This is a genomic window from Kocuria sabuli (genome assembly GCF_040981185.1).
In the GTDB taxonomy this organism is placed as follows: Bacteria; Actinomycetota; Actinomycetes; order Actinomycetales; family Micrococcaceae; genus Kocuria; species Kocuria sabuli.
The window spans coordinates 173,993-197,873 of sequence record NZ_JAVHZE010000002.1 but is presented as its reverse complement, the minus strand read 5'-3'; the positions used below and the strand labels follow the sequence as shown (position 1 = coordinate 197,873).

The window sequence follows — 23,881 nt, the reverse complement described above, 5'->3', positions numbered from 1 at the left end:
GACTATCCCTTGTGCATGTGCAGGACGGAGCCGAAGCTCGCGGCACCGTCGCGGATGGGCCGGAAAGTCGACGAGGGGTGGTCGGTCCACGCGACAGGTATCTCGATGATGCGTCCGCCCTCGTACTGCAGCCGATGCAGCAGTTCGACGTCGAACGCGAAGCCGGTGGTCCGGCACTGGACCAGGGCCTGATTGATCGCCCGGCGGTCGAAGAACTTGAAGCCGCACTGAGTGTCGTGGACCTCTTGCACCATCGAACGAGTCAGTGCACGGAAAGCCATGCCGCCCAGCCGCCGTCCCCAGGGCTGATGCCGGACGAACGTGGATCCGGGGCAGTGCCGCGAGGCGATGACCGCGGCCGCACCCTGCTCCAGGTGTCCGACGGCCACACTCAGGGTTTCCACGGGAGTGGCCATGTCGGCATCGAAGAAGCCGGTGTACTTGGACGTGCCGCTGAGGATCCCCCGGCGTACTGCCGCGCCCTTCCCTGGGCGTCCACACCCTATGAGGGTGATCGGGACGCGTCCCTGCGTCTCCCGGGCGAAGTGTCTGACCACACTCCCGGTGTCGTCAGAGCTTCCGTTGTCCACGACGACGACGCGGGAGGTCCAGGGCTGCGCCTCCAGGAAGTCCGCAGTTCTGAGCAATGTGTCCGAAATCCGCTCCGCCTCGTTGTAGGCCGGCACGATGATCTCGAGGTCGACCGCTGAGCGTGGACGTGCTGAGGCCATGGTGGAGGTTTTCGGTGCGGGTGCTGGTGGAAAGACAGCCACTCCGCTCTTGGTTTCCATCATCGGCTCCTTCCGGACGAATATCTTTGGACTGACGGATGAACGAGACGTTCGACGTGCTGATGAAACAGCGACGAAGCCCTCGGATTTGACGGTCGTGGGGTGAGGCGCCGCCGAGACCGTGGTCCCGGTGCGGGCGTGACAAGGTACCGGGCGCTGGCTTCCCGGCGCCCAATTCAGAGGTATTGATCTGAATCGGCCTATTCGTGTGCACAGACGTCCGTCGCCGGGCCGCGGAAGACCCCGCCGGACGGTTCAAGTGCCTGCTGGGCCTCTTCTGCCGGTCTGCTGCGCTCAGACGGTGGTGTCGGACTGGTGTGTCGAAGCGGCACGGTGCAGAGAACGGGTGTGGCATTCCGGACACCAGGAGATCGGGTCCCATCTACTGCCGATATGTCGTGTCGAGCGTGGCCCGAGAAATCGCAGATCGCCGGATTCGGCGACTCCGGCACTCCGTCTTCGCACGCGTGCTCGGTCGCGCAGTGGGCGGGCCGTCAGACCGACCCGTCGGCTGTCACCGCTTGACCCCTGCTCTCCTCGGCTCGTGCGGAGCACGGAAGATCCCGTGAACGGACCGCCAACGTAGTCGCGTGTCGCTGAACACGACCGCGGGCATGATGGATCGAATGGAAGAGTGCACGGCAAGCCCCTTAGAACCGTCGTCGACCTGTGTACGAGGGTCGATTGGTCCGTCCCCCCGGATGAACCAACTTGCTGAGAGCTTGCAGGATTTGCGCTTGCATGAATAGGACCGCCGTCGCGACGCATTGACGTGGGCTTATGGGAATAAATGAATGTGGGATAGCCAAGAGCCGTGATCGTGCGGTTCGTGGTGCTGTCCCCGTTCCAGGCTGTGAAAAATATGGGCTTAACTGGGGGCAGAAAGTTCGATCCGTGTCCCCTAATGCGTGGTGCGTAAGTGTGTAGGGCCATGCCCAACGTGACGATGTATTGCAGTCATCGCTGGTGAGTGTCGTTGTGGCAAGGCCTTCCAGTGCGTGGCGGAAGTGCGGGCTCAGGCCAGGTGCTGCGGCTTTGCATGCGATCTCATGATTTCGGTGAGATCCGCGAACGACTCCTGGCGACAGTCCGACCCGCATTCCGCCCCTGGCAGGCGGCACGCCCGGGCGGACCTGATCGCGGTTCAGGAGGGGGAGGACTCCTGCGACGCCGGTGAGCGGGGTTCGGACAGGGCCTCCGTGAGCTGCTTGAGCATCGCGCCCATCCGGAACCGCTCGGGCACCAGCGGGGACAGGCCCAGCTCCTCGAGCGGGGCGGCGGTGACGGGGCCGACGGTCGCGGCGAGCATGCCCCCGCGGAACGCGGCCAGCAGTTCCTCGTGCAGCCCCAGCTCCTCGGCCGTGCTGAACAGCGCGTCCACGGCCGGGGCGGCGGTGAACGTGATCGCGTGGACCCGCCCGGCGGCGGCCTCGCGCACCAGCACCGGCACCTGCCCGGCGTCGTCGGCGGAGGCCCAGCGGTAGGGGGTCACGGTCAGCACCCGGGCGCCGGCGTCGGTGAGCCGGCGCCGCTGGGCGACGTCGGCGATCCCGTGCAGCTGCAGGCCGACCGTGCGCCCGGAGAGGTCGCCGTCGTGCTCGGCGAGCACGAGATCCACGAGTCCCCGGGTGGTCTCGTCGGCGGACATGCCCGCGTCCTCGAGGCCCAGACCGCGCACCGCACCGCGGCCCTTCGGCCCGCGCACGTAGACGGCGGCCTCGTGCAGGCACAGCAGCAGCTCGGCGTCGAAGCCCTGGGCCTCGGCGGCGTCGTGCCACCGGCGCAGCCCGTAGCCGGTGGTGAGCAGGACCAGGTCCGGGCGGGCGTCGAACAGCGCCCGCGAGGCCGCCGCGAGCCCGGCGTCCTCGCCGACCGGCTCGACCTTCAGCGCCGGGGCGTGGATCACCCGGGCGCCGCGCCGCTCGAGCGCGGCGATCTGGTCCTCGGAGCGGCGGTGCGCGGTGACGCCCACCACCCGCCCGGCCAGGGGCAGCTCCTCAGCAGCCATGGGCGGTCACCTCGGCGAGGAAGGCGTCCCGCTCCGCGCTCGCGAGGCGCACCACGGGTCCGATGACGACGACGGCGGGGGAGCCGCAGCCGGCCGCCGCGGTGTCCTCGACCGCACGGGCGAGGGTCGTGACCGTGGAGCGCTGCCGGTCGGTGAAGCCGCGCTCCACCACGGCCAGCGGCGTGGCGGGGTCCGCCCCGGAGCGGACGAGACCGGCCACGAGGTGCGGGAGGGTGGCCACGCCCATGAGCACCACCAGCGTCCCGCCGGAGGCGCCGAGACCGGCGAAGTGGGCGAGCTCGGCCTCGGAGAACGGGACGTGGCCGGAGGCGACGGTGAACATGCGCGAGACCTCGCGGAAGGTCACGGGGATCCCGGCGGCCCCGGGCACGGAGACCGCGCTGGTGATCCCGGGGACCACGTCCACCGGGATGCCGTGGGCGGCGCACGCGGCGAGCTCCTCGGCGCCGCGGCCGAAGACGTAGGGGTCGCCGCCCTTGAGCCGCACCACGGACCGGCCGGCCAGGGCGTGCTCGACCATGAGCTCCTGGATCCGGGACTGCGGGACCGGGTGGTGGCCCGGGGTCTTGCCCACCGGGACGATCTCGGCGCCCGGGGCGGCGGCCGCCACGGCGCCCGCGGGGGCGAGGCGGTCCACGAACACGACGTCGGCGTCCTGCAGGGCGCTCACGGCGCGCACCGTGAGCAGGTCGTCGGCGCCGGGGCCGCCGCCGACCAGGGTCACCCGTCCGCCGGTCCGGGCCGCCGGCTCCTGGACGACGGGCACGCGGGCACCGGCCTCGCGCAGCGCGTCCCGCCAGCGCTGGGCGGCGGGGCCCACGACCACGGCGAGGGCGGCCCCGGCGACGTCCGAGGCGGAGAGCCGGGCGGGGTCGGCCACGGCGCGGACGGCGGCGCCGGCCGCGGCGTACCGGTGGTGGGCGCGGCGGGCCTCGTGCGGATTCCCGAGGACGAGCACCGGGACGTCGGTGAGGTCGGCGGTCAGGAGCATGGGGTCCTCCAGGGGGAGAGCGGGGGTCGGGGCACCACGCATGCCATGGTGGGCCCCCTACCAGAGTGGGACATCCGTGTTACGGCGCCGTTGCACCGTGACGTCCCGTGACGGAACCTGCCCGTCCCGCCTCTCGATCATAGGCTGGGAGCATGACGACCTCCGACGCCCCCGTCCTGCTGGCCTGTGCCCACGGCACCCGGTTCCCGGCCGGTCGCACCGCCGTGTCCCGTCTCGTGGACGCCGTCGCCGCGGAGCTGCCCGGCACCGAGGTGGTGCCCACGTGGGTGGACGTGCAGACCCCGGACCTGGCCGCCCGCACCGGGGAGTACGCCGGTCGGCCGGCCGTGGTGGTGCCGCTGCTGCTCTCCGCCGGCTACCACGTCTACGTGGACGTGGCCGAGGCGGTGGCCGCCGACGAGCTCCACCGGGTCTCCGCCGCCCTCGGCCCGGACCGCGCGCTGGCCCGGCTGCTGGCCCGGCGGGTGCACGAGGCGTGCGGGGCCGACGGCGCCCCGCTGGGGGAGCACGACGCAGTGGTGCTGGCCACGGCCGGCTCCTCGGACCATCGCGCGGTGGTCGACTGCGCCGCGGTGGCGGATCTGCTCGCGGAGGAGCTGGGCCGGCCCGTGACCGTGTCCTACCTGGCCGCCGCACGTCCCCGCGTGCAGGAAGCGGTGGCCGCCGCCCGGGCCGGCCTGGCGGAGGGCGGTCGCGTCGTCGTCGCCAACTACCTGCTGGCTCCCGGCTACTTCCTGGACCTCTCGCACGCCGCCGGGGCCGACGTGGACACCGAGCCGCTGGCCGTGCCGGAGGGGGAGGTCCCGCCCGAGCTCGTCGACGTGGTGGTCTCCCGCTACCGCTCGGTGGCGTGACCCGGGCCTGATGCGCTCGCCCACTCCGCACCGCTGATGCTGTGGAGAGGGGGCTGCGGTCAGTCGCGCAGGCGAGAGAGGTCCGCCTCCTCGTAGCGCACCATCTTCGAGCCGGTGACCAGCTTGTGGCCGAACCACAGGGCCAGGAACAGCGGCAGGCCGATGTAGGCGGTGAGCGCGCCCAGCAGGTCCACCTCACCGAGGAAGGCCTGGTAGTTCTGGCCCAGGATCACCACGGCGCACAGCACGAGCGCGACCACGGGTCCCAGCGGGAAGAACCGGGCCCGGTAGGGCAGGTCGGCGAGGTCGTGGCCCTGGATCGTGTACGCCCTGCGGAACCGGTAGTGGCTCCAGGCGATGCCCATCCACACGATGAACCCGGCCAGCCCCGAGGCGCTGACCAGCCAGACGTAGGCGTCCCCGTCCCCGATGAACGTGGTGAGGAAGGACGCCCCGCCCACCAGGGTGGTGGCCAGCAGCGCGTTCATGGGCACGCCGCGGCGGTTGACCTTCGCGAGGAAGCGCGGGGCCTTGCCGCCGTCGGCCAGGGCCCAGAGCATGCGGGTGGAGGCGTAGAGCCCGGAGTTGCCGGCGGAGAGGATCGCGGTGAGGATCACCGCGTTCATCACGGAGGCCGCCGCCAGCACGCCGGCGTTCTCGAACACCAGGGTGAACGGGGAGATGGAGATGTCCTCGACGTCGCTGGTGAGCAGGTTGGGGCTGGTGTGGGGGATGAGGAAGCCGATCACGGTGATCGCACCCACGTAGAACAGCAGGATGCGCACGAACACGGTGCGGATGGCCTTGGGGACGTTCTTCTCGGGGTTCTCCGCCTCACCGGCGGCGACGCCGACGAGCTCGGTGCCCTGGAAGGAGAACCCGGCCACCATGAAGATCGCCAGGATCCCCAGGCCGCCGCCCACGAAGGGCGCCTCGCCGGTGGTCCAGTTCTCGAAGCCCGGGGACTGCCCGCCCAGGATCCCCACGATCATCAGGATGCCCAGCACCAGGAAGACCACCACGGTGACGACCTTCACGAGCGAGAACCAGAACTCGGTCTCGCCGTAGGCGCGGGTGCTCAGCGCGTTGAGCAGGAACAGGATCACCAGGAATGTGCCCGACCAGATCCAGGACGGCACGTCCGGCAGCCAGTAGCGCATGATCAGGGCGGCGGCCACGAGCTCGGCGGCCACGGTGATCGCCCAGTTGTACCAGTAGTTCCAGCCGATGGCGAAGCCGAAGGACGGGCTGACGAAGCGGGTCGAGTACTCCTCGAACGCGCCGGACACCGGCAGGTACGTGGCCATCTCGCCCAGGCTCTGCATCAGCAGGAAGACCATGAAGCCGATGACGACGTACGCCAGCAGGGCCCCGCCCGGTCCGGCGGTGGCGATGGTGTTGCCCGAGGCCACGAACAGGCCGGTGCCGATGGCCCCGCCCAGCGCGATCATGGTCAGGTGGCGCGGTTTGAGGCTGCGGCGCAGCTTCTCCTGGGACTGCAGCTGCTCCTGGGTCGCAGGAGCCGTCTGCTCGGCCCGAGGGCGTGCGGTGGTGGTCACGCGGAATCTTCTCCTCTGGTGCGGTGGATGGACCACGGCAGGAGGAGGCCGGGGGCACCGTCCCCCCGAACGGTCCTGGCCGATTATGGGGTATGGGTTGCAAAGCCGAAAATCGGTCCGTCACCCCGCCGCCGGGCGTCCCCGTACGATGGACGGGTGGAATCGCAGACCGGACCGGGGCAGGACAGCGCGCGCCACCGGTCCCGCCGGGCGGCAGGTGTGGCGCTTCTCACCGGTTCCCTCGTGCTCCTGGTACTCCTGGTCGCCGCGAGCTTCGGCGCCCGCTGGGCCTGGGACCCGGCCCCGACGACCGAGGACGAGATCTCCTGCGCCCCCTACGGGCTGGCGGGCGTGAGCGTCGCCCCGCGGGGCGTGCCCCGTCCGCTCAGCGACGGGCCGGTGCTCTCCGGGGGGCCGCGCCTGCAGGAGGGCCCGTCCGACCGGATGGACGTCCCCTTCGAGCACGACGGGGTGACCAGCAGCTACCACGTCTTCGCCGACGGGATCGACTGGAGCCGGCCGGTCGGGGTGGTCTTCCGCCTCCACGGGGACGGCGCCTACGAGTACTACCACCCCGAGCGCAAGGTCTCGTGCCTCGCGGCGGTGGCGCGCTCCCACAACGCGGTGCTCGTGGCGCCGCGCACCCCCGACCGCCAGGGCGAGCCGACGTGGTGGGAGGACCTCGAGGGCAACGCCGACTGGTTCCTGGCCCTGGCCGAGCAGGAGATCTTCGCGAAGTACGACATCGACCGCTCCCGCACGTGGCTGCACGGCTACTCCGGCGGCGCCGAGTTCATCAGCTACGAGCTGCTGGCCGACCGGGTGGACTTCCTGCAGGGCGGCGGCGCCGTGCTCACCGGCGGCGGCGGGGCCCCCGCCACCGGCTCCTCGCAGCCCACGGAGGAGCAGCTGGAGAACCTGCTGCTGCACTGGGACGTGGGCCTCGACGACGACGGCTCCGACCCCTCCGCGCCGTTCGACGCGCTCTCCGCGGCGGCCGCCGGCCACGCCCGGTACGAGGACGCGGGCTATCAGCGCACCAGCGTGCGCTACCGGGAGGGCGTCGACCACTTCCAGCTGCCCGAGGCCCGCGTGCTGGGGGATGTCCTCACTTCGGCCGCGCGCGCGGCGGGGGAGAGTGACTGATCTCTCCCCGACCCCGCTCCGGCCTGCAACGACGCGGAAGATCGGCGCAGCCGCCGGGCAAGGGCCCGGCACAGCGGCCGCATGGGCTTGCGAAAGCAATATGACCGGCCGTACGGTGCAGTAAAGGAGTCGGCGGGGATCCGGCTCAGGGGGAAGGCCGATGCGGGGGCATCGGGCCGAACTACGACTCTCCGCGCGCCGCCCTTCCGGTGGCCTGCCCTGGAGTGCCTTCCACACCGGTCGTACCGGTCCTCTGGGCTCTTTCTCCCCGCCGGCACAGCCGTTGCGCAGATCCGCAGCGGTGTGGACATCGATGGGGGACATCAATGACAGTGCGCTCAAGCATGCGCAGCGGCTCGACCCGGCTGGGGGGTGGCCGGCACCTGCTCGAGGACCGGAACCCGCAGTCGGCACCGGACGAGGACGGCGACGTCCTCGACCGTGCCCTGCGGACGCAGCCCCTGACCCAGGTCCCCGGCCGCGCCGTCTTCCCGGTCGCGCACGCCCCGGCGTCCCGGACGCTGGTGGACATCGTCATGGACACCGTGTCCCGGCACCCGGACGCCACGGCGCTCGACGACGGGACCACGGTGCTCAGCTACGCCGAGTTCCTCGAGCGCGTCGAGGCGCAGGCCCAGCGCCTGTGGGACCTCGACATCGGACGCGGGGACCGTGTGGGCATCCGCGTCCCCTCCGGGACCGTGGATCTCTACGTCGCCATCCTCGGCACGATCTTCGCCGGGGCCGCCTACGTCCCCGTGGACTTCGACGACCCCGACGAGCGCGCCACCACGGTGTGGGAGGAGGCCTCGGTGTGCGCCGTCTACGGCGCCGGCCTGTCCCTCGCGCCGCGCCCCGGCGTCCAGCCCGCCGCCGACTGCAGCCAGCCCGGCACCGGCGACGACGCCTGGATCATCTTCACCTCCGGCTCCACCGGCAAGCCCAAGGGCGTGGCGATCAGCCACCGCTCGGCGGCGGCGCTCGTGGACGCCGAGGCAGAGCTGTACCTGCCCAAGCGCCCGCTGAACCCGGGCGACCGGGTCATGGCGGGGCTCTCGGTGGCCTTCGACGCCTCCTGCGAGGAGATGTGGCTGGCCTGGCGCTCCGGTGCCGCCCTGGTCCCGGCCCCGCGCTCGGTCGTGCGCTCGGGCACCGACCTGGGCCCCTGGCTGGTCGAGCAGGGCATCACCGCGGTCTCCACGGTGCCCACGCTGGCGTCCATGTGGCCGGCCGAGGCGCTGAGCCGGATCCGCCTGCTGATCTTCGGCGGCGAGGCCTGCCCCAACGAGCTGGCCGCCCGCCTGGTCCGCCCGGGCCGCGAGGTGTGGAACACCTACGGACCGACCGAGGCCACGGTCATCGCCACCGGCGCCGTCCTCACCGGCGAGCCGCCCGTGCGCATCGGCCTGCCGCTGCCCGGGTGGGAGCTGGCGATCGTCGACTCCTCCGGTAACCCCGTGCGCTGGGGCGAGGAGGGCGAGCTGATCATCGGCGGCGTCGGCCTGGGCCGCTACCTGGACCCGGCCAAGGACGCCGAGAAGTTCGCGCCCATGGACACCCTGGGCTGGGACCGCGCCTACCGCTCCGGCGACGTCGTGCGCGCCGACCCCGAGGGCATCGTCTTCGTGGGCCGTGCCGACGACCAGGTCAAGATCTCCGGCCGCCGCGTGGAGATGGGCGAGATCGACGAGCAGATGAGCCGCCTGCCCGGCGTGCAGGCCGGTGCCGCGGCGGTGCACACCACCCCCGCCGGCAACCAGGTCCTCGTGGGCTACCTCGTGGCCGACGCGCCGGGCTCGGTGGACCTCCAGGAGGCCCGCCGCCTGCTCGCCGACCGCCTCCCGGGCCAGATGGTGCCCGCGCTGGCGCTGATGGACGAGCTGCCCCTGAAGACCTCCGGCAAGGTGGACCGCAAGGCCCTGCCCTGGCCGCTGCCGGCCGCCGGCGCGGACGCCGAGAGCTCGCAGATCGACGCCGAGCTCGAGTGGCTCGCCGCGCTCTGGGCGGACCAGCTCGGCCCCCTGCCCATCGACGAGGACAGCGACTTCTTCGCCCTCGGCGGCACCTCCGTGGCCGTGGCCAAGCTGGTCTCCGAGATCCGCCGGACCTACCCGGACGCGGAGATCGCGGAGATCTACCGCCACCCCACGCTCATGGGCATGCACGAGTACCTCGCGGGCCTCGCGCCCGTCGACGTCGTCGCCCAGGACGCCGCGCGCGCCCGCCGGGTGACCGACACCCCCCGCTGGAACGGCCTCGTGCAGGTCCCCTTCCTCGCGGGCCTCTACGCCGTCTCGGGCCTGCGCTACGTGCTGGGCTCGGCGATCGTCGTGTGGCTGCTGTTCAACGTCCTCGGCGCGTCCTGGGTCCCGAACCCGCCGCTGCTGCCGCTCGTGATCGGCTGGCTGGTGCTCTTCGCCCTGCCCGGCCGGCTCGTGCTCACCGCGCTGTTCATCCGGCTGCTCACCTTCCGGCTGCGCCCCGGCGTGCACCCCCGCGGCTCCTGGACCCACCTGCGGGTCTGGATGGCCGAGCGGATCCTGATCTTCAACAAGTTCGAGCCCCTCATGGGCACCCCCGTGATGGTCCTGTTCTTCCGCCTGCTCGGCAACCGGGTCGGCCGCCACACCCACCTGGACACCATGCCGCCGGTGAGCGGGCTCGCCCGCATCGGCGACGGCGCGGCCGTGGAGCACGAGGTCGACCTCTCCGGCTACTGGCTCGAGGGCGACGTCTTCCACCTCGACGCCGTGTCCGTGGGCGAGAACGCCCGGGTCGGCACCCGCACGCTGCTGAGCCCCGGCGCGGTGGTCGAGGACGGCGCGGAGGTCGACCCCGGCTCCCACGTCACCGGCACCGTCCCGGCCGGGCGGCTGCAGGGCGGCTCCCCGCTCGTGGACCTCGGTCCCGCCGGCGTCACCTGGCCCGACCGGACCGCCGGCCACGGCAACCGGTTCCTGACCGGGCTGCTGTACGCGCTGGGCCTGGGCACGGTCGGGCTGCTGCCCCTGCTGGCCGTCGTCCCCGGCGTCCTGATCGTCTTCCCGCAGGTGCAGGGGGTCGAGCTCTACGAGCGCGTCTTCCCGATCCTGGCCCTGTGGGTGCCGGTGTTCGCCGTGCTCACGGCCCTCGTGTACCTGGCCCTGCTCGTGCTGGTGGTGCGCCTGCTCGCCCGGCTCATCACGCCCGGGCACCACCGCGCCGACGGGTCCGTGGCCTGGGCCGTGTGGCTGACCAGCGTGCTGCTGCAGAAGAGCCTCGTGTCCACCTACCCGGTCTACGCGTCGATCGCCACGCCGTTCTTCCTGCGGCTGCTGGGCGCCCGCGTGGGCAACCAGGTGGAGATCTCCACCGTGGAGACCCTCCCGCACCTGACCACCTTCGAGTCCGGCTCCTTCATGGCCGACCACTCCATGGTGAGCTCCGCCCGCACCGGCTTCGGCTGGGTGCACGTGGGCCGCTCCACGGTGGGGGAGCGCTCCTTCGTGGGCAACTCCGCGATCGTGGGCCCGGACCGGGACGTCCCCGACGACTCCCTGATCGCGGTGCTCTCCTCCACCCCGGAGCACGCCGAGGCCGGCACGTCCTGGCTCGGCCGGATGCCCGAGCCGATCAGCCGGGTCAGCGACGCCGCGGACGAGGCCGTCACCTACCGGCCGCGCCGGCGGCTGGTCGTGGCCCGCACGCTGATGGAGTCCCTGCGCGCCGTGCCCTTCATGGTCACCGCGTGGATCGACCTCGCGATCGTCTACGTCCTCACCACGATCTACATGAGCGCCGGCAGCGACCTCGAGGGCATCGTCGCGGCGCTGCTGTGGGCCACCCCTGTGGTGCTCACCGCCGGCGTGCTCGCAGCGCTGGTGCCCGTGATGGTCAAGTGGGCGCTCATGGGCCGCTTCCGCGAGGGCGAGCGCCCGCTGTTCAGCTCCTTCGTGTGGCGCAACGAGCTCGCCGACACCTTCGCGGAGTCGCTGGCCGTGCCGGGCCTGATCCGCCTGGCCGTGGGCTCCCCGGTGTTCAACGTCTGGGCGCGCCTGATGGGCGCCCGGATCGAGCGCGGCGTGTGGTGCGAGACCTGGTGGCTGCCGGAGTTCGACCTCGTCCACCTCGGCCGGGGCGTGTCCGTCAACCGCGGGACCGTGCTCCAGACGCACCTGTTCCACGACCGCATCATGCGGCTGCAGCCGGTGTCGATGGAGGCCGGGTCCACGCTGGGTCCCAACAGCTTCGTCCTCCCGGGCAGCACCGTGGAGGCCGGCGCGACCGTGGGCCCCGGCTCCCTGGTGATGGCCCAGGAGACCGTGCCCGCCGGCAGCACCTGGGGCGGCAACCCGATCCGCCCGCTGCACGTCCCGGCCGGCGAGCTCGTCGGCACCGGGGGGTCGGCCCGTGAGCGCTGACGACCCCACCGCCACCCGGGGCGGGGGCACCGCGGTGCTCAACGTCCCGGGCCCCGCCGGCCGGCGCACCCGGCGGCGGCTGGTCGGCGTCGACGCCGCCCGCGGCTTCGCCCTGCTGGGCATGATCGCCGTGCACACCCTGCCGGTCTGGAACGCGGACGCCGAGCGGGCCTCCGTGAGCTGGTCCCTGTTCGCCGGGCACTCGGCGGCGCTGTTCGCGACGCTGGCCGGCGTGAGCCTGGCCTTCCTCTCCGGCGGCCGCACCCCGCACACGGGTCGGCGGCTGGCCGGGGACCGGGCCGGGCTGGTGGGCCGCGCCGCGGTGATCGCCCTCGTCGGCTTCCTCGTCGGCTTCGTGGCCCCGCCGGTGAACAACATCCTCATCTACTACGGGATGTTCTTCCTGCTCGCGATCCCGTTCCTGGGCCTGCGGATCCGCCACCTGCTGGTGACCGCGGTGCTGTTCGCCGTGCTCGCCCCGTTCCTGATGCAGTGGTCCCTGGACGTCCTGCCCGCCCACGTCTACGGCAATCCCACGCTGTGGAACCTGGTCACCGAGCCGGTCACCGTCGTCTCCCAGCTGCTGCTGACCGGCACCTATCCGGCCCTGCCCTACATGGGCTACCTCCTGGCCGGCATCGCCCTGGGCCGGATGAACCTCACCAGCCGGCGGGTGCAGCTGTGGCTCGCGGGCGTCGGCGCGGCGACGGCCCTGCTCGCCTACACGGTGTCCATGGCCGCGCTGCTGATCCTCGGGGTCTACGACCGGATCTGGTCCGCCACCCCCTGGATGTCCGAGGAGCAGATCGACGCGATCCTGGTCTTCGGCCCCGAGCCGTCCCTGCCGACCACCACCCTGTGGTGGCTCATGGTCCCGGCCCCGCACAGCAACACGCCCCCGGCGCTGTTCATCAGCCTCGGCATGGCGGTGTTCGCGCTCGGTGCCTTCCTGCTCCTGGCCCGTCTGGTCGGCAAGTGGCTGACGCCCCTCGCGGCGGCCGGGTCCATGACGTTCACGCTCTACACCCTGCACCTGCTGTTCCTGGCCACGGGGGTCTACGACCTCGCCCCCGGGTTCTGGTTCTGGATGCAGCTGGTCGTCTTCGGCCTGCTGGCCGTGGCCTGGCAGCGCGCGGTGGGGCAGGGGCCGCTCGAGAAGCTCGTGGCCCGCGTCTCGAAGGGCATCACCCGCCGGGTGGTGGAGCGCTGACCGCCTGACCCACCCCGGGCACGCCCTGTCGCCCGGCCCCACCCCGACGCCGAGTCCCCAGTCCGGTGCCGAATCCCCACGTTCGTGAGTGGGGGATCGCCACCGGACTGGGGACTCGGCGCATGAGGGGGGGCGGCGCGCCCAGGGGTCCTCACGCGGGTGCCCCGGCCGTGTGAGCGAAAGTGCACCGGGCCGTTACTCCTGCCGTCCGGGGCGGAAACACGGGCTTCCTACGGTGGAGGCACCGCACGCCGCCGTCGTCGTGCACCGCCCCGCCCCTCCAGGAGGTCCCCGTGAGTCCAGAGCTGCACCCCGACCCGTCCACGACGGCGGCAGGGTCGCCGACGACGGTCCCGCCGCTGGCGCTGCGCGAGCGGCCCGGCCGCTGGCTGGACGGCTACCGCCCCGAGGACCCCGCCTTCTGGGAGAGCACCGGCCGCCCCATCGCCCGCACGAACCTCAAGTGGTCCGTCTTCGCCGAGTTCCTCGGCTTCGCCGTCTGGCAGCTGTGGGCCATCACCGTGGTCTTCCTGCCCGGGGCGGGCTTCGCCTTCACCGACCCCCAGATCTTCTGGCTGATCTCCATCCCGTCCCTGGTGGGCGCCACGCTGCGCATCCCCTACACCTTCATGGTGGGACGCTTCGGCGGCCGGAACTGGACCATCGTCTCCGCCCTGCTGCTGCTGGTCCCCACGGTGGGCCTGGCACTGGCGGTCGGCAACCCGGACACCCCGTTCGCGGTCATGCTGCTGCTGGCGGCCACCGCCGGCTTCGGCGGCGGCAACTTCGCCTCCTCGATGGCCAACATCACCTTCTTCTACCCCGTGCGGGAGAAGGGCTGGGCGCTCGGGCTGAACGCGGCCGGCGGCAACCTCGGCACGGCCGTGGCCCAGCTGGTCGTCCCGATCGCCGTCTCGCTCGTCGCACTCGGGGCCAGCGGGCTGTCGGTCGCCGGATGGCTGTGGGTGCCGTTCATCCTGTTCGCGGCGTGGGGCGCGAAGCGGTACATGCACAACCTGTCCCACGCCAAGGGCGACGTCGCCGGGTCCCTGGCCACGGTCAAGGAACCGCACTTCTGGATCATGTCCTTCCTCTACGTGGGCACCTTCGGCTCCTTCATCGGCTTCTCCAGCGTGTTCCCGAAGCTCATCGCGGACACCTTCCCCGAGTTCTCGTCCTTCGGCGTGGGCGCCGCGGCACTGTCCCTGGCGTTCCTCGGCCCGCTGGTCGGCTCGGTCTCCCGGCCCTACGGCGGCAGGCTCGCGGACCGCTTCGGCGGCGCCCCCATGACGGTGGCCGTGTTCGCGGTCATGGCGCTGCTCGCGCTGGCCGTGGTGCTCACCCTGCCCCTGGCCAACTTCTGGCTGTTCCTGGGGCTGTTCCTGCTGCTCTTCACCGCGGCCGGCATGGGCAACGGCTCCACGTACCGGATGATCCCCTCGATCTACCGGGTGCTGGGGCTGCGGCAGCAGCAGGACGCGGCGGTCTCCACCGAGCGCAAGGCCTCCGCGGCCCTGGGCCTGATCGGCGCGGTCGGCGCGTACGGCGGCTTTCTCATCCCGCAGGCGCTGAACCTCTCGAACACCACCACGGGCGCCTACAGCGCCGCGTTCTACGGCTTCGTGGCGTTCTACCTCGTGGCCCTGGGCACGACCTGGTTCTGCTACCTGCGCAAGGGCACCGAGATGGGCGACAGCCACATCTGAGGCCCGCACTCCTCGACCCCCACCCCTTCCCGAAGGAGCGGCACGCATGGCCACGACGGCGACCCACTGCCCCTACTGCGCCCTGCAGTGCGCGATGACCCTCGACACGGGCTCGGAGGCCGCCGCCGCGCAGGGCTTCCCGGAGGTGCGGGGCCGGCAGTTCCCGGTGAACGGCGGCGGGATGTGCCGGAAGGGCTGGACGTCGTCGGAGCTGCTGGCCCACCCCTCGCGGCTCACGGCACCCCTGCTGCGCGGGGCGGACGGGGTCTTCCGGGAGGTGTCCTGGGAGGCGGCCCTGGACCGGATGGCCGGGGAGTTCCGGGCGGCGCAGGAGCGCCACGGCCGGGACGGGGTCGGCGTCTTCGGCGGCGGGTCGCTGACCAACGAGAAGGCCTACCAGCTCGGGAAGTTCGCCCGGGTGGCGCTGCGGACCTCGCGGATCGACTACAACGGCCGGTTCTGCATGTCCTCCGCCGCGGCCGCGGCCAACCGGTCGCTGGGGATGGACCGGGGTCTGCCCTTCCCGGTGACGGACCTCGACGACGCCCACACCGTGCTGCTGCTGGGGACCAACCCGGCCGAGACCATGCCGCCGTTCCTCCAGCACCTGCGGCACGCCCAGGAGCACGGCGGCCTGGTCGTGGTGGACCCCCGCCGCTCCGCCACGGCGCGGATGACCGAGGACGGGGGCGGTCTGCACCTGCAGCCGACCCCCGGCTCGGACCTCGTGCTGCTGCTGGGCCTGGCCCACGTGGTCCTGCACGAGGACCTCGCGGACCGGGACTACCTCGAGCGGCGCACCACGGGCCTCGAGGCCTTCACGACGAGCGTCAACGCGTGGTGGCCCGAGCGGGTCGAGCAGGTCACCGGGGTCCCGGCCGCGCGGATCCGCCGGGCCGCCCACCTGCTGGCCCGCGAGCGCCGGGGCACGTACGTGCTCACCGGCCGCGGCGTGGAGCAGCACGTCGACGGCACGGACACCGCGACCGCCGCGATCAACCTGGCCCTGCTCCTCGGCCTGCCCGGTGTGCCGGGCTCCGGCTGGGGCACCCTCACCGGCCAGGGCAACGGGCAGGGCGGGCGCGAGCACGGGCAGAAGGCGGACCAGCTCCCCGGCTACCGCACCATCACGGACCCCGCCGCCCGCGAGCACGTGGCCGGCGTGTGGGGCGTGCACCCCGTGGACCTGCCCGGCGCGGGGATCCCGGCCGTGGAGCTGCTGACCACCCTGGGCACCGAGCACGGCGTGCGCTGCCTGTGGGTCAACGGCTCCAACGTGGTGATCGGCGCCCCGGACACCGACGCCGTGACCCGTGGCCTGCAGGCCCTGGACTTCCTCGTGGTCTGCGACTTCTTCTTCTCCGAGACCGCCGGGTACGCCGACCTCGTCCTGCCCGTCCTGCAGTGGGCCGAGGAGGAGGGCACCATGACGAACCTCGAGGGCCGGGTGCTGCGCCGCCGCCGCGCGGTGGACCCGCCGCCCGGAGCCCGGGACGAGCTGTGGATCATGGCCGAGCTCGCCCGGCGGCTCGGGGCTCCCGGCACGTTCAGCCCCGAGCCGGAGGAGGTCTTCGAGGAGCTGCGCCGTGCCTCCGCCGGGGGGAAGGCCGACTACTCGGGGATCAGCTGGGCCGCCCTGGACGCGGACGAGGCCTGCTACTGGCCGTACCCGGCCGGCGGGTCGGCGGGCACGCCCCGGGCCTTCCTCGACGGCTTCGGGCACGCGGACGGGCGGGCCGTGCTCGTGCCGGTCAGGACCCGAGCCGCCGGCCGCGCCGTGGACCCGAGCCCGCACCGGAACCGCCGGGAGCCCCTCCACCGGGCGGGGACCCTGACCCTCGTGACGGGGCGGTACCTGGAGCACTACCAGTCCGGCAACCAGACCCGCCGCGTGCCGTCCCTGCACGAGGCCAGGCCCGGGTCCAGAATGCAGATCCACCCCGCGACCGCGGCCGCTCTCGGCGTCCGCGACGGTGCCGCGGTGGAGCTCACCAGCGCCCGGGGCCGTGCCGTGGCCCGCGCCCAGCTGACCTCCGACATCCGCCCCGACACCGTGTTCCTGCCCTTCCACTACGCCGGCCGGCAGACCGCCAACAAGCTCGTGTCCTCGGACGCCGTGGACCCGGTCTCGGCCATGCCCGAGTTCAAGGCCGGCGCGGTGACGGTCCGGGCGATCGACCCCGAGGAGACGACCCGATGAGCGTGCACCGCAGCACCCGTTCCACCGGCACCCCGATGCGGCCCGGCGAGCACGTGGTCGTGATCGGCTTCGGCCCCGTGGCCGCGCGCTTCGTCGACGACGTCGCCGACCTCGCCGCCGACGGCACGATCCGGCTCACCGTGATCGGCGGGGAGGCCGAGCCCGCCTACAACCGGGTGCTCGTGGGCGAGCACGCCGTGGGCCGCGCCGAGCTCGCCACGATGGGACTGGCCGACCCCGAGGCCCTGTCGCGGTCCGGGGTCGACGTCCTGCTCGGCACGGAGGTGACCCGGATCGACCGCTCCCGCCGGATCCTGCGCCTCACGGACGGACCGACGGGGGAGTCCCGGGAGCTCGGCTACGACCGCCTGGTCCTCGCCACCGGTGCCCGCCCCAACCTGCCCGTGCTGCGCGGGATCAACCCCGACCCGGACGCCTACGAGCACCTCCCGGCCGGCGTCACCGCCCTGCGGGACCTGCGGGACGCCCGCGCGGTCCGCGAGGTCGTCGACCGCCGGGGCCGGGTCGTGGTCCTGGGCGGCGGCGTGCTCGGGCTCGAGGCCGCGCTCGCCGCGAGCGAGGTCGGCTGCCCGGTGACCGTGGTGCACCACGCCCCGTGGGTGATGACCCGGTCCCTCGACGCGGCCGGCGGTGCCCTGCTGGGCCGGGCGCTCGCGGACGCCGGGGTGGGGGTCGTCTCCGGGACCCAGGCGCGCGAGGTGCTCCTGGACGAGGACCGGCGTTTCCGCGGTCTCCTCCTCGACGACGGCCGGGAGGTCCCCGGTGAGCTGCTGCTGCTCTCGATCGGCGTCACGGCCCGCACCGAGCTCGCCGCGGGAGCCGGACTGCGCACCGCCCGCGGCGTCGTGGTCGACCACGAACTCGAGGCCGACGTGGAGCAGCGCGTGTTCGCGATCGGCGACTGCGCCGAGGTGCTGTGCAAGGACCCGTCCTGCCAGGTCTGCCCGGCCCGGGAGGGGACGGGCCCGTCCGGTCTCGTCGGTCCCGGCTGGCGGCAGGCGGAGTGGCTCGCGGCCCGGGTGCGCGCCGAGCTGGAGGCCGTGGCCGACGGCGGGACGACGGTCCTCGCCCCGCTGACCGAGGGCCCCGCCGGTGCGGTGCGGCTCAAGGCGCACCAGGTGGAGCTCGCCGCGGCCGGGAGGGTCGGGGGAGTGCCCTGGGAAGCCCGTCCGGACGGCGGGTCGGTGGTGCAGTGGGCCGACGGCTCGGCAGGGACGTACGCCAAGCTCGTGCTCGGCCCGGACCGGACCCTCGAGGGCTACATCGTGCTCGGCCTGCCCCGCTCCGCCGCCGGCATCGGGCTGCTCTACGACCGGGGGGAGGCGGTGCCCGAGGACCCGAGCGTGCTGCTGCGCCTCGACGGCCCGGACGCGGGGAGCGGGGAGAGCCGGGCGACCCCGGAGTCGACGCTCTGCCACTGCGCGGGCGTCACGGCGGGCCGGATCGCCGACGCGGTCACGGAGGGCGCCCGCACCGTCGAGGAGGTCAGCTGCGCCACGCGGGCGGCCACCGGCTGCGGCGGCTGCAGGAGCGCTGTCCGGGAGCTGATCGAGAAGCACGCCGCCGCGGCCGTGTGACCGGCGGATCGGGGCGCCGGCAGCGCCGGGGAGGCCGACCGCGCCACCCGGGCGCGACGCGCCGTGGTCACTCGGGGCCACGATGCACCGATTGCCCGGTGCAGGGTGCGACCATGGGCGCGGATCTCTCCCGGAAGGAGCAGGACCACCTCGCAGAACAGGACGACGACCCATGACAGACGGTGCAGCCGGAGGCCGATCCCCGGAGACCGCCCCCGGATCCGCCTCCCGGCGCACGTCGGGCCGCCTGACCGGCATCGACGCCGCACGCGGGGTGGCGCTGATCGCCATCATGTGCGTCCACCTGCTGCCCGCGGCCTATCCCAGCACCGGCAGGCCCACGCTCACCTGGATCTTCTTCCCCGGGGACTCTCCCGCCCTCTTCGCCCTGCTCGCCGGGACGGGGCTGGCCCTCACCTCCGGCGGGCGCCGTCCCGTCCGGGGCCGGGCCCTGATGGCTGCGCGGGCGGGGGTCGCGGTGCGGGCCGTGCTGCTGCTGGTCCTGGGCCTGAGCATCGGCTACCTCATGCCGCCGGAGCCCCCGGCCTACAACATCCTGATCTACTTCGCCGCCTTCTTCCTGCTCACCCTGCCCTTCATCGGGCTGGCCCCCCGGACGCTGTTCGTCCTCTCGGGGGTCTTCCTGCTGGTGGGCCCCCTGCTGGTCCACCGGGTCGGCGACGCGCTGCCGGAGTTCTCCTCGCTCAACCCGACCTTCGGGACCGTGCTCTCCGAGCCGGCCGCCGTGTTCTGGCAGCTGCTGCTGACGGGCACCTATCCCGCGCTGCCCTACATGGCCTACCTGCTCGCCGGGGTGGCCATCGGCCGGCTGAACCTGCGCAGCCTGCGGATCCAGGTGCGCCTGCTGGTCGCCGGCGCCGCCCTCGCGGCCACCGCCAAGCTCGTCTCGTGGCACGTGCTCTACTCCGCCGACGTCTACACGACGCTGCTCTTCAGCATTCCCTCCCTGACCCGCGAGCAGCTCGACAACCTCCTCGTGTACGGATCCGGCGGGCTGCCGGACAACAGCCTGTGGTGGCTGGTCCTCACCACCCCCGACATCAACACGCCGTTCTCCGTGGCCTGGAGCCTCGGGGTGAGCCTGGCCGTGGTCGGGGCGTGCCTGCTCCTCGCCCGGAAGTTCGAGACCTGGCTGGTGCCGCTGGCCGCCATGGGGGCGATGACCCTGAGCCTGTACTACGCCCACCTCGTGTTCCTGTCCTTCGAGTTCTTCTACGACCACCGCGTGCTCTGGACCGTGGTGAACCTGGTGCTCGCGGTGCTGTTCGCCCTCGCGTGGGAACGGGCCTTCGGGCAGGGCCCGGTGGAGATGCTCATGAACGCGGTGGTCCGCCCCGTCCGCCGGGCGGTGCTGGGCCGGGAGTCCCCCGGTGGCCGGAGCTCCTGAACCCTGACGGGAGCCGCCACCGGGTCCTCGGGACCTGTCGCGGCCGTCACGCGTCCAGCCGGTAGCCCCGCTTGATGATCGTGGCGACCAGGGGAGCGGGCAGGGCCTTGCGCAGCCGTGAGATCACCATCTCCAGGGCGTGCTCGGTGTCCAGGCCCGGGACCGCGGACAGCAGCTGCGCCCGGGACACCACCGCCCCCGGGCTCGTTGCCAGCGCCCGCAGCACCGCGACCTGCGCGTCGGAGAGGGGCACGTACGTGCCGTCCAGCGCGGTGCCGGTGCTCATCAGCCGCAGCGTCCCGTACCGGGTGGGCACCACCACGGTGCGCGCCTCGGCCGTGTGCGTGCACACCGCCCGGACCAGGGCGCCCAGGCGGAACCGTTCGGGCACCAGCGGCGCCAGCCCGGCCTCCAGCAGGGGCCCGGCGCACACCGGGCCGACCGCGGCGGCCGTGACGTCCGTGCGCAGGGCCTCGACGAGCCGGTCGTAGTGGCCGGTCTCCTGCGCGGTGCTGAACAGGGAGTCCACGGCCGGCGCGGCGGTGAACGTCAGCACGTCGAGTCGGCGTTCGCACACGTCCCGGATCAGGGCGGGCAGGCGCTCGCCGTCGTCGGCCGAGAGCCAGCGGTAGGGGGCCACGGTGTCCACCTGGGCGCCGGCGGCCACGAGACGCTCCAGCTGGATCTCGTCGGTCAGCCCGTGCAGCTGGACGGCCACGCGGATGCCGGCCACGCCGTCGGCCAGGAGCCGGTCCACCACCGAGGACGTCCGCTCGTCGGAGGAGACCTCCGGGTCCTCGAGCTCCAGGGAGAGCACCTGGCCGCGGGCCTTGGCGCCGCGGGCGAGCACGCGGGCCGCCCGGACCGCGTCGCGCAGGTCCTCGCCCAGGCCCGCGGCGTCCGCGGCCTCGAACCAGCGGCGCAGCCCGTAGGCCGTGGTGACCACGAGGATCTCGGGCCGGTGGGCCAGCAGCGTGCGGGTGTCCTCGACCACCCGGGCGTCCTCGGTGACGGGGGAGATCATCAGGGCCGGGGCGTGCACCACCTGCGCGCCGCGGCGCTCCAGGGCCGAGATGAAGTCCGTGGCCCGGCGGTGGGCGGTCACGCCGATGCGGAACCCGGTCAGCTCGCCGACCTCGGGGGCGGATGGTTCAGCGCTCATGACCCGAGGGTATGGTCGCCCTGTGACCGCCGTGTTTCTGCATGTTTCCGGCAGCTCACCGCCGCAGGGCGCGGGGTCGTCCCCGCGCGCTCACACCCCGGCCGGCGCACCGGTCGCGGCGCCCTCGCGCACGGGGATGCGCGGACCGGTCAGCAGCACGGGCCCGTCGCCTGTCCCGGCGGCCGCGCGCTCGGCGTCGGTCGCGGGGCGGCGCTGGCCGCGCTCGAGCACGTAGTCCTGGGAGTCGTCCGGGGCGGCGTCGTTGACGAAGGACCGGAAGCGGCGCAGCCGCTCCGGATCCGCGAGGGTCGCCGCCCACTCGTCCTCGTAGCGGCCCACGTGGCGCTCCATGGCGGCCTCGAGCTCCGCGCCGATGCCGAGGGAGTCCTCGACGACGACGGCGCGCACGTGCTCGATCCCGCCGTCGAGCTCCTCCTGCCACCGGGCCGTGCGCTGCATCCGGTCCGCGGTGCGGATGTAGTACATCAGGTACCGGTCGATGTAGCGGACCAGGGTCTCGTCGTCCAGGCCCTGGGCCAGCAGCTGGGCGTGGGCGGGGGTCGCCCCGCCGTTGCCGCCGGTGTAGAGGTTCCAGCCGTCCGTGGTGGAGATGACGCCCACGTCCTTGCCGCGGGCCTCGGCGCACTCGCGGGCGCAGCCGGAGACGCCCATCTTGAACTTGTGCGGGGAGCGCAGCCCCCGGTAGCGCAGCTCCAGCCGCACGGCCATGCCCACGGAGTCCTGCACGCCGTAGCGGCACCACGAGGAGCCCACGCAGGACTTCACGTTGCGCAGGGCCTTGCCGTAGGCCTGCCCCGACTCGAAGCCCGCGTCCACGAGCTCCCGCCAGATCTCGGGCAGCTGCTCGAGGCGCGCGCCGAACATGTCCACCCGCAGGGCCCCGGTGATCTTGGTGTAGAGACCGTACCTGCGCGCGACCTCGCCGAGCACGATGAGCTTCTCCGGGGTGATCTCGCCGGCCGGCACACGGGGGACCACGGAGTAGGTGCCGTCCTTCTGCATGTTCGCCAGCGCCCGGTCGTTGGTGTCCTGCAGGGCGCCGCGCCCGGCGTCGAGCACGTACTCGTCGCGCTGCGAGGCGAGGACGGAGGCGACCACGGGCTTGCAGATGTCGCAGCCCAGGCCCGTGCCGAAGCGGCCCACGACCTCGTCCCACGAGGACAGATCCAGGGCGCGCACGGCCTCGAAGAGCTCGGCGCGGGAGAGCTCGAAATGCTCGCACAGGGCCTGGGAGACCTCCACGCCCGCCTTGGCCAGCTCGAGGTCCAGGGTCTTCTTGAGCATCGGGATGCAGGAGCCGCACTGGGTGCCGGCCCGGGAGCACTTCTTGAGCTCGCCGATCTCGTGCACGCCGCAGGAGATCCGCTCGCGCACCGCGCCGGTCGTCACGTTGTTGCAGGAGCACAGCACGGCGTCGTCGGGCAGGTCGCCGGCCGGGGCGTCCCCGCCGGAGGCCGAGAGGTAGGCGCCCGGCTCGGCGGGCAGCTCCCGGCCCAGCAGCGGTCGCAGCGCGTTGTACGGCTCGGCGTCGCCGACGAACACCCCGCCCAGCAGGGTCCGCGCGTCCTGGGTCACGACGACCTTCTGGTACATCCCCCGCGCGGGGTCCGCGTAGACGACCTCGAGGCAGTCCGCGGTCTCCCCGTAGGCGTCGCCGAAGGACGCGACGTCCACGCCGGCGAGCTTGAGCTTCGTCGCGGTGTCGAAGCTCTCGAAGCGGGAGCGCCCGCCCGCGAGACGGTCGGCGACGATCTCGGCCATGGTGTTGGCCGGGGCCACCAGCCCGAGGCACTCCCCGTTCCAGGAGGCGACCTCGCCGATCGCCCACACGTGCTCCGCGGAGGTGCGGCAGGCCTCGTCGATCACCACACCGCCGCGCGGGGCGGTCCCGATCCCGGCGTTGTAGGCCAGCCGGTCCCGGGCGCGGATGCCGGTGGCCACGATGACCAGGTCCGCCTCGAGGTCGGGGGAGTCCCGGAACTCGACGGCGCACACCTCGCCGTCGGCCTTGCGCAGCCCGATCCCGCAGGGCCGCTCGCCCAGGTGCAGGCGCACCCCCCGGGCGGAGATCAGGGCGTTGAGGGAGCGCCCGGCGCCCTCGTCGAGCTGGGCGTTCATGAGCCACCTGCGGGAGTGCACCACGGTGGCCTCCGCGCCGAGCTCCTGGAGCCCCCCGGCGGCCTCGAGACCCAGCAGCCCGCCGCCGATCACCACGCCGCGGGGGGTGCGCCCGTAGTGGGCGCGCAGCCGCTCCACCTCGGCCCGGATCGCCGCGACGTCGGCGAGCGTGCGGAAGACGAGGGCGTGGTGGGCGCCGGGCACGTCGAGACGGGCGGCGTCCGAGCCGGTCGCGAGCACGAGCTCGTCGTAGGCGGTGACGGACCCGTCCGCCGCCGTGACGGTGCGCGCCGCGGGGTCGATCTCCCGTGCTTCCACGCCCTGGCGCAGGTCGACCCGCGGGTCCTGCCAGACGGTGCCGCCGCCCAGGGTGAGGTCGACCTCGCCGGCCGGGCCGGTCAGCGCCTTGGACAGCTGCACACGGTCGTAGGGCACCCACGGCTCGTCGGCGAACACGGTGAGGCGCACGTGGTGGTCCTCCGCGGACAGCACCGCCTCCGCGAAGCGGTGGGCGGCGGGGCCACCGCCGACCACGACGACGTGCTGCGGGGAGCGGGCGGTGAAGGGCGAGCGCGTCACGGGGACCTCCGGGAACGGGTGGGCGGGTGGGGCGTCGTCACCGACCCTAGGAGGCGGGGATTGCCCCGTGGTTGCCCTGCCGTTCCGG

14 protein-coding genes are annotated in these 23,881 nt (G+C 73.2%); 8 read left to right on the top strand and 6 right to left on the bottom strand.

The genetic code is table 11. The features are described 5' to 3' along the window. Positions 1-2: 2 nt before the first annotated feature. From RE027_RS03130 to cobA, 3 genes are all read right to left on the bottom strand, one after another. Entirely contained in the window at positions 3-794 is a 792-nt protein-coding gene (locus RE027_RS03130; RefSeq protein ID WP_368806777.1) for a glycosyltransferase, read from the bottom strand. 1,141 nt (positions 795-1,935) lie between these two features. Then, complete coding sequence (locus RE027_RS03125) at positions 1,936-2,799, bottom strand: uroporphyrinogen-III synthase (protein WP_368806776.1); 864 nt, start codon at positions 2,797-2,799, stop codon at positions 1,936-1,938. After that, positions 2,789-3,811 carry a uroporphyrinogen-III C-methyltransferase gene (gene cobA / locus RE027_RS03120; RefSeq protein WP_368806775.1) on the bottom strand — a complete coding sequence of 341 codons (1,023 nt, stop codon included), beginning with the start codon at positions 3,809-3,811 and terminating at the stop codon, positions 2,789-2,791. Before cobA ends, RE027_RS03125 begins: the two co-directional genes overlap by 11 nt. A 152-nt stretch (positions 3,812-3,963) precedes the next feature. Here cobA and RE027_RS03115 point away from each other — a divergent pair, with 152 nt between their 5' ends. After that, positions 3,964-4,686 carry a sirohydrochlorin chelatase gene (locus tag RE027_RS03115; RefSeq protein ID WP_368806774.1) on the top strand — a complete coding sequence of 241 codons (723 nt, stop codon included), beginning with the start codon at positions 3,964-3,966 and terminating at the stop codon, positions 4,684-4,686. 59 nt (positions 4,687-4,745) lie between these two features. Here RE027_RS03115 and RE027_RS03110 read toward each other — a convergent pair whose 3' ends face one another. Continuing rightward, complete coding sequence (locus RE027_RS03110) at positions 4,746-6,188, bottom strand: amino acid permease (RefSeq protein WP_368806947.1); 1,443 nt, start codon at positions 6,186-6,188, stop codon at positions 4,746-4,748. 213 nt (positions 6,189-6,401) lie between these two features. Here RE027_RS03110 and RE027_RS03105 point away from each other — a divergent pair, with 213 nt between their 5' ends. The 7 genes from RE027_RS03105 to RE027_RS03075 all read left to right on the top strand — a co-directional run bounded on the left by RE027_RS03105 (position 6,402) and on the right by RE027_RS03075 (position 19,913). Next, on the top strand, positions 6,402-7,391 hold the full coding sequence (locus tag RE027_RS03105; protein ID WP_368806773.1) for an alpha/beta hydrolase family protein: 990 nt from the start codon (positions 6,402-6,404) through the stop codon (positions 7,389-7,391). A 326-nt stretch (positions 7,392-7,717) separates the two neighbouring features. Then, positions 7,718-11,791 (top strand): Pls/PosA family non-ribosomal peptide synthetase, encoded by a 4,074-nt coding sequence (locus RE027_RS03100; RefSeq protein WP_368806772.1) that lies wholly within the window; start codon positions 7,718-7,720, stop codon positions 11,789-11,791. Then, on the top strand, positions 11,781-13,001 hold the full coding sequence (locus RE027_RS03095; protein WP_368806771.1) for a heparan-alpha-glucosaminide N-acetyltransferase domain-containing protein: 1,221 nt from the start codon (positions 11,781-11,783) through the stop codon (positions 12,999-13,001). Before RE027_RS03100 ends, RE027_RS03095 begins: the two co-directional genes overlap by 11 nt. A gap of 293 nt (positions 13,002-13,294) precedes the next feature. Next, entirely contained in the window at positions 13,295-14,707 is a 1,413-nt protein-coding gene (locus RE027_RS03090; RefSeq protein WP_438612410.1) for an MFS transporter, read from the top strand. A gap of 46 nt (positions 14,708-14,753) precedes the next feature. Next, positions 14,754-16,907: a molybdopterin oxidoreductase family protein gene (locus RE027_RS03085; RefSeq protein WP_368806770.1), complete on the top strand. Its 2,154-nt coding sequence runs from the start codon at positions 14,754-14,756 to the stop codon at positions 16,905-16,907. Further along, positions 16,904-18,505: an FAD-dependent oxidoreductase gene (locus tag RE027_RS03080; protein ID WP_368806769.1), complete on the top strand. Its 1,602-nt coding sequence runs from the start codon at positions 16,904-16,906 to the stop codon at positions 18,503-18,505. Before RE027_RS03085 ends, RE027_RS03080 begins: the two co-directional genes overlap by 4 nt. Positions 18,506-18,677: 172 nt before the next feature. Further along, complete coding sequence (locus RE027_RS03075) at positions 18,678-19,913, top strand: heparan-alpha-glucosaminide N-acetyltransferase domain-containing protein (protein ID WP_368806768.1); 1,236 nt, start codon at positions 18,678-18,680, stop codon at positions 19,911-19,913. 46 nt (positions 19,914-19,959) lie between these two features. On the opposite strand, the gene RE027_RS03070 is transcribed toward RE027_RS03075, so the two are convergent. After that, complete coding sequence (locus RE027_RS03070; protein WP_368806767.1) at positions 19,960-21,075, bottom strand: uroporphyrinogen-III synthase; 1,116 nt, start codon at positions 21,073-21,075, stop codon at positions 19,960-19,962. A gap of 90 nt (positions 21,076-21,165) precedes the next feature. Then, positions 21,166-23,793, bottom strand: coding sequence for a nitrite reductase large subunit NirB (gene nirB, locus RE027_RS03065; RefSeq protein ID WP_368806766.1), 2,628 nt, complete (start codon positions 23,791-23,793; stop codon positions 21,166-21,168). Positions 23,794-23,881 lie beyond the last annotated feature (88 nt).